Below are 12,873 nucleotides of genomic sequence, written 5' to 3'. Positions count from 1 at the left end.
GGGCGTCATCGCCAGTCGACGACGATGCGGTTCAGCGGGGTGTCAAGGGCGAAGAGACCGGGGCCCTGCTCGGTCTCGGGGGCGTCGAGGGGCTGGATCTCGAACGTGACCTCACGGTCGCGGTAGTCGCGGTCCCAGGTGCGGATGGCGTCCGCGACCTTCGTGACCAGCTCGTCGCTGCCGGGCCCGTGGCCGATGACGCCGAACTCCCAGAGCTTGTCGCCCTCGGTAGTCTTCTCCTTCGACAGGCGCCGGGCGAGATAGGTGACGGCGCCCTTGTCGACGACCGCGGTCGACGAGGGATAGGGGTCCTCGGCGAGCAGAGTGCCCTTGGCGTTCTGGGGGAACAGCATCCGGATCAGGCCGGAGGGAAGGGAGCAGGTGACGAACAGTTCCATCCACTCCGGCGATTCCATGGCGCGGACCGTCATGCCGGTCCACTCCTCGGTGCGCGGCTGGTCAAGTACACCTGCGAGGGCATCGGCGTCGATGCTGAGCCCGGCGGGAGCCTGGAGTCGTACAGCGCCGTCCGTACTGAGCGGGATCATTCGGCGATCGTCGTCGGCGATACCTCGCCGAAGTGGCATGAAGGTGTTCATCTCGCTGCCCAGGGACACCCACCGGCCATCACGCTGCTCGTAGGCAATGGAGCGGGACACCGTGCCCTTGAGGCGCTGGGGGACCAGAAGACGGCCGCCGGGGGCGAGCTGCTGCAGCCAGGCGTGCGGCACGCCGTGTGCGCCCACGGTGGCGATGATCCGGTCGTACGGCGCAGCTTCGGCGTAGCCGAGAGCCCCGTCGCGGGTCACGGCCTCGACGTTGGTGATCCCGGCGGCGGCGAGGTGCGCACGGGCACCTTCCACGAGGTCGTCGTCAACGTCGAGGGTGGTCACGTGTCCGCTCTCACCGACCAGGTGGGCGAGCAGACCGGCGTTGTAGCCGGTACCGGCGCCGAGTTCGAGGATGCGCTCGCCGGGCTGGGCGTCGAGCTGGTCCAGCATGAGGGCGACGACGCCCGGCTGGGAGGCGCAGGAGATGGACGTGCCGTCGGCGTCGTACTTGATGTGCACCGGTGCGTTGCCGTAGGCGTCTTCGAGCGACGCCTCGGGCACGAACACGTGGCGGGGTACGGTCCGCAACGCGGTCTCGACGGCGGGCGTGCGGGCGTGTCCGTCCGCGCGGAGCTGATCAACCAGGGCGTTGCGGAGGCGCCCGGCGTCCGCCGTGGGGGTGGCGATCGTGTCGGTGTTCACCGCGCTGACGCTATCGATCTCAGCCGCTGCCTCAGTGGGCGACTCGGTGTGGTCACTCGTTCCCATGACTACCTCTCGTGCGATGTGGGACAGGGCGCTCTGGTCGTCCTGGAGGAGACCGGCGCGGTTGGCGTGGAAGATCACGTGGTGGGCGATGACGGCTCGCAGGCCCCGGGTGAGAGCGCCGCGGTCTGCGAGGTCGGCGAGCATGCCACCGGCTCGTTCGAAGGCGGTCACCCATCCCTCGTGCACGTGGAGCGGGCCATCCGGGCGGCAGAGGCTGTGGGCGTCGGCGGTCATGAGCTTCCGCATAGCCGGGGACAGTTCGACGGCTCGTTCAGGTGGTTGCGGAGCGCCGGCCGGCCGAAGGGCCGCGACCTTCGCCCATACGCAGCCCTGTTCGAACCAGTCGAGTCCGGCACCGCGCATCATGACGCTCGCCAGCAGGACAGCGGTCTCCCGGCGTCCCAAGTGCATCGGGCTCGGCTGGTAGGTGAGCAGGTGGCGGGAATCGCTGTGGAACAGTTCGTGGGCTGCGTCCATAGCCTCAAGGCCGCCGAAGGCGTCGGTCTCGGGCTCGTAGACGCAGGGCAGGCACGACACGACCATGCCGTCGCCGATGAGATCGCTCAGGAGCGACTCAACGGCTGGTGAGGGCTTGTCCGCGAGGTAACGCAGCGGCCAGGGCTGCTTGTTCATGAACCACCAGCCGGTGAGCTGCCCGTCGGCCTCGGCCTCGATCAGGACGGGGCCGAGACGCTCGGCAATGGTGCGCCGGGCACTCTCGCGGTCGACGAAAGTGATGTTGTGCTGCTGCCAGTGGTCGGGAGGCATAGAGGTCCTTCGGTCGGTGGATCAAGCAGTCAGGAGGCATGCGTCCCAGGCGGAACGGGGTGGTGCGGCGGTGCTGGGCGCCAGGAGGGCCAGGGCTATGCCGGCGGCGCCGTCGAGGAGGCCGGGGCCGCCGTCCTCGTCCTGAATGAGCGCCGTGGCCATGCGGTCGGGGTCGGTGCCCGGAGGAGTGACCGCAGCCGCGAGGGCCGGGATCGCGGCGCGGAGTCTTCCCGCGGTAGAGGGGTGGGCGTCGTCGGCCGTACTCGCGGCAGCGTGGGCGAAGCCGGCGAACCCGTGGCAGAGACCGTTGTCCGTCGTGGCCTTCAACTGCTCGGGATCGGTGAGGGCGGCCACGAGCGCGTTCTCCGCGTCGATCTGGCGATCGGCATCATCGAGGGCGAGCGCCGCAAGTTGCTGAGCGCGGGCGAGGCCGGCGGTGCCGTAGCACCAGGAGGGCCGGCTGGGTACTGACGAGCCGAGACGCCCGCTGCGTAACTCTCCCTGCGTGACCCAGTACGGCCAGACCGGTCCGCCGCCAGACTTCTCCTTCCAGCAATCCAGCCAGGCCAGGATGGTGCGCAGTGCCGCATGGTGCCCATCGGTGAGGGAGCCTTTCCGAACGGCGAGGGCCAGGAGTGCGAGCACTCCGCCGATGCCGTGCGCCATACCTGTGTTGGCGTGCCCGCCGGGGAATCGGTCGTCCAGGTTGCCCGAGGGCCCGGTCTCCGCCCACCAGCCCGGCAGGGTCTCGCCGCGGTGGGTGATCGGTTCGGTGAGGCGCACGCAGTAGTCGAGAACGGCGCGCATCGTGGAGCTGCCGGGGGCTCGGCGCAGTAGGTAGGCGCCGTATCCGGTGAGGCCCCGGATGGTGTCGAACTCCGCGAGCTGCGTCAGGCGTCCGGCGTCGATACGGCGGTGCGCGGTGTCGAGACGGCGTCTGACGTCGACTGCGATCTGTCTGTCCAGCGCATCGAGGACGCGCTGGTAGGAGCCGGGAAGGTGGTCGGCGGCACAGCTCAGGGCGTGGGCGAAGGCAGGCACTCCGTAGAAGGGGTGGCTGTCCGGACCGCTGGTAAGTGGCTGCCGGGAGGCGGCGGCAAGCCAGTCGTGGGCGCGCTGCCACGGGCCAAGGCCGTTCGCGGCCAGCTCGATGTGCAGGAGCGCGATTCCGGGCGGGCCGTAAGCAAGGTGCTGCCGGTCCGAGGACAGCGTCCTGGAGCTGCGAGGCATGGTGTCAGGGTCGGCGAGCCGGGTGGCGATGGCGTCGGCCAGGCCGAGCGCGGAGTGGGCGGTCACGAGGCACTCCTCCTGGTGCGTGCGGTCCAGGCCAGGGCGGCGGCGCGCGCCAGGTAGAGGCACACCTCTTCCTCCGGGAAGTTCACGGCGACGTGGCGCACGAAGTGGACGTGCAGCAGGGAGGTGAGGACGTCGTCGACGGTGATGCCCTGGGTGTCCGGGCCGGGCAAGTGCGACCGGTACGCGGCGAGCGCCGTATCCCGGTCGGTCCATCCCGACACGATGGCGTCACCGTCCGGAACGCTGCGCAGGGCCGCCCAGTCGGCACTCGGGTCGGCGAGCTGTACGGCCTCGGTGAACTGCGGACGTGGAACGAGCACGGGGGCGGTCAGCGGGATGTGGTCGATCAGCCACTGCATCCCGGCCTCGGTGGTACCGAGAAAGGCGGAGGCGATGGCGACCGTGTGAGCCGCCACCAGCGTGCGCCGGCCCGGACGCCGTGACTGCGCGAGCTGGGCCAGGATGGCGCGCGAGTCCGCCCGGAACACCTCCTCGGCCGCCTCCCATGCCATACCGGAGCCCCAGCGGCCCATCTCCCGGTAGGAGGTGGGGTAGCGCAGGTCGGCCAGCAGGCCGATGCTTCGCAGCTCGTCAGCCCAAGCGCTCACCGTTCGGGCGGTGTCTGCGAAGGCTTCCGGGTCGGGGAGGTCGATGCGTACGCGGAGGTGTTGGTCCGGGTCGCGGAAGCGGATGAACCACCACGGCGGGTTGCCGAGTTGTTCGAGGAGGCCGGGCAGGTACTGGGAGAGCAAGATGTCTTGGCGGCGGGGATCGCCGTACAGGGCGGCCAGAAGAACCGGGGAAACGGCAGGCGTCTGCATCTGGGCCGCAGACAGAGCACGGGCACGGCTGGGGGTCGGCAGCGACGGCCATGCCGATGGCCTGGTTGCTTTGAGGGGCACCACGACCTCGTGAGCTCGCCCGCCGCACCAGTCGTACGCCTCAGATACCGGGGCCTCGACGAGCACGGCCAGGCGTGAATGGTCCAGGTGCCGGCGCAGGAGCGCACGGTGGCCGGACTCGTCGAGGTCGAGGAAGAGGCGCCGGTCGTCCTCTACGAGGTGGACGCGGCGCGGCAGCCTCCGCCGGGCACGCCAGTTGCTGAGCGCGGCGTCCCACTCGGCCCGAGGCCCGGCATGGCCAGGCAGTTCGGACACTTCCAGTCGCCAGCGCGCCGGGGCCAGCACGGTCCGGCCGTACCGCAGACGCGGAAGGAACGGCATCGCCGCTGCGGCACCCCAGTCGAAGACGGTGACCTGCGCGCACTGGGCGCGGGACAGTTCGGTGAGGAACCGCGCCAGCGGCGGGGTGTGAGTGTGGAGGCTCAGCGCGTGCACCCCGACGGCCTCGACGCGATGTCCGCGCTCGGGGGCGGCGAGGTACATGCGGCGGCCGTCGCATCCCACAGCCAAGTCCTCCGGGGTGAGGGCGGTGTTCTGCGGGGCACGGTGCTCCTGGAGGCTGATCACGGTGGGTAGTACCTGTGGGGAGCGGGTGACGTGGGCGCTCTCGGGGAGCAGGGGCGGGAAAGAGAGCTGCGCGGGCACGGTGTTGCCGTCTGCGGTTGGGAGGTCGGCAAGCTCTGTGATGAGGGCTTTCCGGTCGGCGGGGGCCAGCACGCTGAGGAATCTGCCCGTGGAGACGCCGGCGCCACGGGACACGCTCATGACCTCCAGCCGGAACCGCCCACGCTGCAACTCCTTCAGGCTGGCCGCGTGCACCCGTACCCCGATCTCCAGGTGCGGCGGCAGCCGGGGCTCGTCGGGACCTGTGTCCAGGGCCTCGATCTGTTCGTTCGTAAGGATCACTTCGTCACGGCCGTCGAGTGCAGCGGCCTGAGCCAGCCGTACAAGGGCGTCATCCCGAGCGGAGACGCGGGGCCTGCGTGCACCGGCCGGAGCACCCGGGTAACCGTCGGGATAGCCGCCGCCGCTGTCCGCCACGGCTTCTACGAGCGGCACCATCGTGCCGATGCCGTACCGCTCGTAGAACCGCTGGTGGTACTCGTTCCAGGCGGCGGTCCCGTAGGGGCGGACACTCAAGCGGGTCAGGATGAGAGCGGCGCGCTCGATCTCTCGGGCGACCGCTTCTGGCAGAACGATCTGCGTGTCCAGGCGGAGGTCGAGGGCGATGGGGTGGCGACGCAGGCCCGGGACGAGGTCTCGCATCCGCGCCGCGACGCTGTCCCGGCCGCCGTGCGTGGCGCACTCCTCCAGACCCGCCCGGACCGGGCGGAGTTCGCGTACGGTCTCCGCGACCGGGGCGAGGCTTCCAGCGTCGATCGCGTCGAGTTGGCCCAGCAGATACCCAAGGGCGTCGGTCTCGGTGCTCGGAGCGTGCAGGCACGTGATCAGCACCCGTCGCCGGATCAACTCCGCCAGCAATTGACGCGCCTTCTTGGGACCGGCCTCGGGGAACTCCGCCTGGAGCTTGTCCACGAGGGTGCCGAACGGGCTCGGCAGCCGGGTCACGGCAAGGACCGCGCGCACCGGTCCGGTCAGGGCCAGGGACGCCTCGACCGCGCGAGTCCGGTCTTCCTCGACGTCGGGTTGGAACGGCACGATGAGCCGGTCTCCCCGGTACGTCACGGTGTTGTTGATGACGACGGGCAGCCGTTCGAGGAGGTCCGGGCATGCCTCCAACCGTGCGACCAGGGCCGCCATCCACTCTGCCCCCGCGCGGCCCACGGCCACGTGCTCCTCGCCCCAGTCGGCTCGCGCCTGCGAACCGAACTCCGCGGTGGCTACGCCGGCGAACAGGCCGAAGGGGGTCGCTCGGTGCTGGGCCCGCAGCAGGTAGCGGATCACGGACAGCACCGCGCGCTGCACATCACGGAGGGCGGGGTGGTCGGTCGTGCACAGGGACCGTACCTGTGTGGCCAGGGCCGGGCTGGAGTGCTGAAGTGCCTCGGCGACATCCCTGTTCGCCCAGACCACACGCAGCCATGCCACGCGGGCAGACGAACCACTGGGCGAGCGGTCATCGAGGTCAGGACATGGAGGAATCGGCAGCGAGGACCAGGCCACGGCGCGCACGAGAGCGGTGGAACCGGTGCGGAACGCTGCGGGCGGAGCAACCACCAAGTACCTCCGTAGGTGAGGGGGCCGGCGGCTGGTGCCGCCGCGCGGAGACGCGGCGGCACCAGACCGGAGTGAACTGGGGTCCGGGTCAGGCGACGTTGGTGGTGCAGGCGCCGCAGGTGGACCCGCAGTTGTCGTCGGTCAGGTTGACCAGGCCCGCCGGGTCGGCGATCTCGACGAGGGAGACGTCGAGGTCGAAGCCGTCCGATGCCCCCGGGATCTGCGGGCATACTTCGGTACGGCTGGGAATTACGGTGCTGCGCGTCATGCTTCGACTCCTCGTAATCGTTGTGGTGTTACTGGGCTGGAGCGCCCACCAGGTACCGCCTCGGGAGCGTCGCCAGACGGCTGTTTCCCGGACGGCTCCTGGCCGCCCGGCGCGAGGGCGTGCTCCGCGTAGGAATTTCCTCGCGGGCCGTCTGCCTCATGCCGGGAAGTCGTGTGCCGGAAGTCTGATCAAGCGGACGTCGGCCGCAACTCCATGAAGTAGGCGACCGCCTGGGCCTTGAGGCGATCGAGGCACGGCTCGCACGCGTAGAAAGGGGAGTGCTGCCCGTCCCACTGCACCGGGCCGAGCCAGATCACCAGGACTCCGGTACGCCCGCAGCCGAGCCAGCAGTCACCGGTGATCCACGGCCACTCCATGGAAGAACGTCCCCTTTCTCAGCTGATCGGGGCAGTCGATCTGGCGGCCTGGCAGTTGGGAGCGCAGGCCCAGAGGTGGAACGGCAGGCCCCGGTGGCGTATCTCGCCCAGTCGTCGACCGCTCGCTCCCAGCGGCCGGGCGCAGAGGGCGCAGTCGATGGCCATCTGCTGACGGGGCCGGAGTCGGACCAGATCCGGAAGGGGCGAGGGTGCTGTGGTCGAGATGCTCACTTGCCGCCCTCCGTGCGAAGTTCCGCCCAGACCTCTTTGCCCCAAGGGCGTCTGTCCGCGCCGTGCAGGTCGTAGCCCCAGCGGTCGGCGACAGCGTCGACGAGGAGCAGTCCGCGCCCCGACTCGTCGTCGTCGGTCACCTGACTGAGTACGGGCAGACGCGATGGTTCCCGGTCCACGACCCCGACACGCAGTCGAGTCGCGCTCGGCCGTCCAATCGTGAGGCGGATCTCGGGACACGGAGTGTGTCTGGAGGCATTCGCGACGAGCTCCGTGATGATCAGCGCGGCATGATCGGCGAGGCCGTCAAGTCGCCACACGCTGAGGACGTCTCGGACGAGATCGCGACCGAGTTCGGCCGTGGAAGGCTCGCACGGGAAGGTCTGGCTGTATGTGGGGTGGCCGGTGGAAAGGAACTCAACTGGTGTTCTCAGACTCGTCATCGGGGTGGAGCCTTCGTGTCGTCTCGGCGCCCGGCCCTCCCCCGCGGGGAAACCCAGGGGCGGGCCGGGCCGTCAACAGCCGCCCGCACGGTTGAGCGCGGCGGGCGACCAGCACTTAGACAACTCCCCTTCACAGCACCTTGGTTAGGACGTTCAAGCACTCAGCCGAGGAAGCCACCTAGGGCGTTTTGACCTCTCCTTTACCTGGTGAGCGGGGATCGCGAGGGCTACCGTGCCCGTATGGACACCACCCGCAACACCGTTCTTGAGGCGTGGATGGCCGAACACGGCTACAGCTCCAACAGCCTCGCCGAGGCCGTGAACAGGGCCATTGAACGGTTGACCGGGCGCCCTGGAGGACTCGACGGCTCATCGGTGCGCGCGTGGAAAGCGGGCCGGGTCACCTGGCCGAAGTCAGCTGCCCGCAAGGCACTTGAGGACGTCACCGGATTACCCGCCGTCGCTTTAGGGTTCGTGCCACGGAGCCGGCCTTCGTCCACCCCGGCCCCACCGCAGCAGGAGGACCCCGACATGAAGCGCCGCACCCTCGTCGGCAGCATCGCGGCGGCTGCCGCAGCAGCAGCCGCGCCCGGCGCCACATCGCCGCGCCGTATCGGCATGAGCGACGTCAACCGCCTGAACAAGCGCTTCGCCGAGATCATCGCCAGCGACCACCGCCACGGCGGACAACTCGGCATCGAGCAGCAGGCCGCCGCCCTCGCCGACGAGGCGCTCAACCTCCAGAACGCGGGCAGCGCCACCCAGCGCGTACGCAGCAACCTCTACGCCTCCGCAGCCGCCTTCCGCTCCTCTGCGATGTGGGCCGCCATCGACGGCCGACGCTACGACGTCGCCAAGGTGCACATGCGCGAAGCCCAGGCCCTCGCCGAGATGTCCGGCGACCAGACGATCAAGTTCCGCATCTGGAGCCACGCGGGCACCATGTACCGCCACATGGGCCGACCGGCGGACGCGTTCGCCGCCAACGACGTCGCCCGCAACCTGCACCTCACCCGCCGAGATCCGTTGTTCGCCTCCCTCGGCCTGGCCCGCCAAGGCGCCATCCATGGCGCAGCACAGGACCGCACGGGAACTTGCCGGGCCTTCGAACAGGCGCAGGACGCCATGCTGCGCGCCGACCCCGCCGACTACCGGCCGGTGTGGATGCTCGCCTTCTACGACCAGGCCGAACTGGACTCTCTGGCCCTCTCCGCGCACTTGGCGCTCGGCGACTACTCGACCGCCGAGTACCACGCCCACCGCTGTATGTCCGCCCTGCGGCCACACATGATCCGTTCCCGGGCTATCACCACCACCCGGCTCGCCCACGCCCAGCTCGCCCAGGGCGCACCCGACGCCGCCACGGCCACCGCGATGAAGGTCCCCGCCGAGGCCGCCACCCAGCACGCCCGGGTCACGCGCATGCTGCAGGAGTTCGGGGCCGCACTGCGTGCCACCGCGCCGGGCAGCTCCACCGCACAGACCTGGACCGGTCACACCGCCACCTGGAGGATGGCCGCATGACCACGGCGCCCGCCATCGAATTGCGCACGTTCACGACTCTCGACACCGCCCGCGGCGATCTCCTCGACGTGTACGCCGACGTACGCGCCCCGCTACTCCACCTGCCGAACTACGCAGTCACCACGTTCGGCGAGCGCATTGATCGACACGGCACCGAGCCAGGGTTCACAGCTGTCCTCGCGTACGCGGACGGACATCCGGTCGGTTACGCCTATGGCAACACCATCGAGCACGGCGACCGCTACTGGCAGCGGACCAGCCCGACGCCGGCGGAGAAGTACACCGAGCGTCCAGCCGTAGCCCTGAAGGAGATCGGCGTCCGGCCGACCTGGCGGAAGACCGGCACGGCCCGGCGCATTCATGACGCCCTCCTCGGCACACGCGACGAGCCGTACGTCACCCTTATGGTCAACCCGGCCGCCGGCGAAGGAAGGGTCCACGCCCTCTACAAATCGTGGGGGTATGAGGACATCGGACAGAGTCAGCCGTCACCGGCCTCGCCGGTGCTCACTGTGATGATCCGCGCAAGCCGCTGACCAGCCCAGCAAACAGCCCTACCGTCTCCGAGCGGCCCGGCGTGAACGCGGCAACCCGCAAAGGCGGCTTCGATGCCGAGGCGTGCTGTGAGATCGCTGGAGTGGTGTGCCGAGACGTCGATTAATGGCCCGTAGGTGAGCTTCGCACGGATGCGCGACATATAGGCTGTTGCCCAGCGTGATCTAACCAGACGCTCAGAGTATCCGGTTGTTGGCCAATACACTCTTCAGCCGACTACTGCGGATCGGCAAAAGCAAGGGGGCGCAAGGTGCTGGAGGAAGCATTGATGGCTGCGGCCGCAGCGGGGGGCATCGCGGTGGTGCAGGCCGCAGGAACGGAGGCGTGGACAGGGTTGCGGCAGGCGATTGCACGGTGGTTCGGGCGCGGCGACGAACAACGCGAGCAGGCAGAACTGGAGCGCTTGGACCAGACCGCATCCGCAATCGAAGCCTTTGATGCGGACACTGTGGATCGGGTTCGCATCCGCCAAGAGGCGGCCTGGCAGGCCCGGATCGAGGCCACGCTGGAGAGCCTCGGTGAGGCGGAGCGCGACCAGGCCGCTGACGAACTGGGTGCCCTGCTGGCCCAGCACACCCCCCACGGCGGCGTATCGGCCGGCCAGGGCGGGCTGGCTGTTGGTGGCAACGTGGACATCCGCGCTGAGGGAGGCTCGATCGCAGCCGGGGTCATCCATGGAGGCGCGCAGATCGGCCGCCCTCTGGCGCCGGATCCGTCCCAGGGCTGAACGGACCGGCAGCTCCAAGCCCACCACCACCACCACCGCCCGCGGGCACCGCTATGCCGGAGAACATAACGGTCCATGCCGCCCACAACAGCGCAGCGGTCGGGGTCATCTACCAGGCCGCGCCCCGCGCCCGGGCGTCCTGGCCCTACCTGGTCGGTGACATACCCCGCGAAGCGGAGGCTTTCCAAGAGCGGGACGAGACTGAACAGTTGCGGGCCGCTGTGGCCAACGGCGGCACGGCGGTGCTGTGCCATGTCCTGCGCGGCGCTGGTGGCGTCGGAAAGACCCAGCTTGCCGCCCACTATGCCCGCAGCAGCATGCAGGCTGGCGAACTAGACGTGCTGGTGTGGGTCAGTGCCAGCAGCCGACCCGCCGTCATCTCTGCCTACGCCCAGGCAGCCGACGAGCTCCTGGCCCTCGGCCCCGGGGACTCCGAGCGGTCCGCACAGGCGTTCCTGACGTGGCTGGAACCTCGGCCGCCAGGAACCGAACAAACCTGCCGGTGGCTGGTCGTGCTGGACGATGTCGCCGATCCCGCTGACATGACCGGCCTCTGGCCACCGAAAAATCCGCACGGCCGCACGATCATCACCACGCGTCGCCGCGACGCTGCCGTACCCGGACAACGGATCGATCTCAGCGTTTTCGCTCCAGAGCAGGCCGCCGCCTACCTGACCGGGTTCCTGGCCGAGCACGGACGGCACGAGGACTCGGGCGAGATCAGTGCGCTGGCCGGGGACCTTGACTATTTGCCGTTAGCCTTGTCCCAGGCCGCTGCCTACGTCGTCGACGCCGGTGTCCCCGTTGGCTGCCCCGGGTGTACTCACGAACAATGCCGCAACTATCGCCGTCGGCTCGCGGACCGTGCCACCAAGCTCGCCACCATACTGCCTGAGCCGGACGCTCTGCCTGACGATCAGAGCACCACTGTCGCTGCCGCATGGTCGCTTTCCATCGAGCGGGCTGATGCTCTCCGCCCCTTCGGCCTGGCGCGCCCGGCACTCCAACTCGCCGCCGTGCTAGAGCCCAACGGCATTCCTCAGGACATCCTGACCAGCCAGCCCGCTTGCGACTACCTCACTAATCACCGCTCTGCCGCCACACCGACGTCGGCCCCCGATACCGAGGTGACGGAGCAGGACGCCTGGGACGCATTGCGGAACCTGCATCGCCTGAGCCTAATCGACCACACACCCGACACCCTCCATCAGGCGGTCCGCGTCCACCGGCTCACTCAGCGCGCCACCCGTGATGATGTCTTCGCCCCCAACGAGTACGACCAGCTCACCCGCGCCGCCGCCGACGCCCTGATGTCCACGTGGTCTGAGGTCGAACGTGACACCGCCCTGGCCGCAACATTGCGCGCCAACGCCACAGCACTCACTGGTCACGCTTCAAACTCCCTTTACCAACCGACCATTCACCCCGTCCATTACCGCGCCGGACAAAGCCTCGGAGAAAGCGGTCAGGCCGACGCCGCTGTGCTCTATTTCCAGGACCTGGTGGAAGCTGCCTCACGCCACCTCATAGCAGGCCATCCTGACGCTCTTGTAGCCCGGCGACTCTTGGCCGATTACCGCAGCATGTCAGGAGATGCATCGAGGGCCGTAGCTGCCCTCAAGGAGCTGTTGCTTGAGATGAGGGAGGAGTTCGGTCAGAATCATCAGGAGACCCTCTCTGCCCAACTCAGCTTGGCACACTCGCGCGGCATATCGGGGGATGCATCGGGGACCGTGGCCGCATTCGAGGAACTGCTGCCAAAGGTTAAGAACGAGTTCGGCGAAAATCACACGCTGACCCTCTCCACTCGCCTGATTCTCGCCGATTGGCTAGGCAAGGCAGGAGATCCGTCCGGCGCCGTAGCCGCTGCAAAAGAATTGCTTCCCGACATGAAAAGAGAGTTGAGTGAGGACCACCCGGAGACGCTGTCCACTCGGATGGTCCTTGCTGACTGGCAGGGAATTGCAGGGGAGCGGTCAGAAGCTGTGGCCGAGTTGGAGAGGTTGGCGTCTGATTTCCTTGCGGCGCGAGGCGCGGACCACCCGGACACCATCGCCAGTCGTATGCTGCTCGCCCGCTGGCGGATCAAGACGGGGGACCTAGCGGAGGCTGTCGCCGACTACAAGGAAGTGCTGGCCGCCATGATGCGGGCGTTTGGTGCGGATGACCCCCGCACCGTCGGTGCCCTCTTCTGCGTCACTTCCTTGCAGGCGATGACAGGGGAGATACCGGGACATGCACCTCAGGGCTTTGCAGGCCAGATGTAAGCGGATGCTCGTGAGCCT

Annotated in this window: 10 protein-coding genes; 4 read left to right on the top strand and 6 right to left on the bottom strand. The window is 68.8% G+C overall.

Annotated elements, in window-relative coordinates:
* Window positions 1–5 precede the first annotated feature (5 nt).
* The 6 genes from fxlM to ACH4DZ_RS27110 all read right to left on the bottom strand — a co-directional run bounded on the left by fxlM (window position 6) and on the right by ACH4DZ_RS27110 (window position 7,782).
* A complete protein-coding gene (gene fxlM / locus ACH4DZ_RS27135) occupies window positions 6–2,087 on the bottom strand; it encodes a methyltransferase, FxLD system (protein ID WP_398289928.1) in 2,082 nt (693 codons plus the stop codon).
* Window positions 2,088–2,108: 21 nt separating this feature from the next.
* Window positions 2,109–3,383, bottom strand: a complete 1,275-nt coding sequence (locus tag ACH4DZ_RS27130; protein ID WP_398289927.1) for a lanthionine synthetase C family protein — start codon at window positions 3,381–3,383, stop codon at window positions 2,109–2,111.
* Window positions 3,380–6,334: a lantibiotic dehydratase gene (locus ACH4DZ_RS27125; RefSeq protein ID WP_398289926.1), complete on the bottom strand. Its 2,955-nt coding sequence runs from the start codon at window positions 6,332–6,334 to the stop codon at window positions 3,380–3,382. Before ACH4DZ_RS27125 ends, ACH4DZ_RS27130 begins: the two co-directional genes overlap by 4 nt.
* A gap of 217 nt (window positions 6,335–6,551) precedes the next feature.
* Window positions 6,552–6,731 (bottom strand): FxLD family lanthipeptide, encoded by a 180-nt coding sequence (locus ACH4DZ_RS27120; RefSeq protein ID WP_398289925.1) that lies wholly within the window; start codon window positions 6,729–6,731, stop codon window positions 6,552–6,554.
* Window positions 6,732–6,919: 188 nt separating this feature from the next.
* Window positions 6,920–7,108: a hypothetical protein gene (locus ACH4DZ_RS27115; protein WP_398289924.1), complete on the bottom strand. Its 189-nt coding sequence runs from the start codon at window positions 7,106–7,108 to the stop codon at window positions 6,920–6,922.
* 227 nt (window positions 7,109–7,335) lie between these two features.
* The gene (locus ACH4DZ_RS27110) at window positions 7,336–7,782 is read right to left on the bottom strand and encodes an ATP-binding protein (protein WP_398289923.1); all 447 of its coding nucleotides are present in this window, start codon (window positions 7,780–7,782) and stop codon (window positions 7,336–7,338) included.
* Between the two features lie 240 nt (window positions 7,783–8,022).
* Here ACH4DZ_RS27110 and ACH4DZ_RS27105 point away from each other — a divergent pair, with 240 nt between their 5' ends.
* The 4 genes from ACH4DZ_RS27105 (at window position 8,023) to ACH4DZ_RS27090 (ending at window position 12,855) form a co-directional block, all read left to right on the top strand.
* On the top strand, window positions 8,023–9,306 hold the full coding sequence (locus tag ACH4DZ_RS27105) for an XRE family transcriptional regulator (RefSeq protein WP_398289922.1): 1,284 nt from the start codon (window positions 8,023–8,025) through the stop codon (window positions 9,304–9,306).
* Window positions 9,303–9,842 carry a GNAT family N-acetyltransferase gene (locus ACH4DZ_RS27100; protein WP_398289921.1) on the top strand — a complete coding sequence of 180 codons (540 nt, stop codon included), beginning with the start codon at window positions 9,303–9,305 and terminating at the stop codon, window positions 9,840–9,842. Before ACH4DZ_RS27105 ends, ACH4DZ_RS27100 begins: the two co-directional genes overlap by 4 nt.
* Window positions 9,843–10,111: 269 nt before the next feature.
* Window positions 10,112–10,588 (top strand): hypothetical protein, encoded by a 477-nt coding sequence (locus ACH4DZ_RS27095; RefSeq protein ID WP_398289920.1) that lies wholly within the window; start codon window positions 10,112–10,114, stop codon window positions 10,586–10,588.
* A gap of 53 nt (window positions 10,589–10,641) precedes the next feature.
* The gene (locus ACH4DZ_RS27090; RefSeq protein ID WP_398289919.1) at window positions 10,642–12,855 is read left to right on the top strand and encodes a tetratricopeptide repeat protein; all 2,214 of its coding nucleotides are present in this window, start codon (window positions 10,642–10,644) and stop codon (window positions 12,853–12,855) included.
* The last annotated feature ends 18 nt before the right edge of the window (window positions 12,856–12,873 follow it).

The sequence above is a fragment of the Streptomyces sp. NPDC017991 genome (assembly GCF_044328075.1).
Taxonomy (GTDB): Bacteria; Actinomycetota; Actinomycetes; order Streptomycetales; family Streptomycetaceae; genus Streptomyces.
This window is presented reverse-complemented; position numbering and strand designations above follow the sequence as displayed.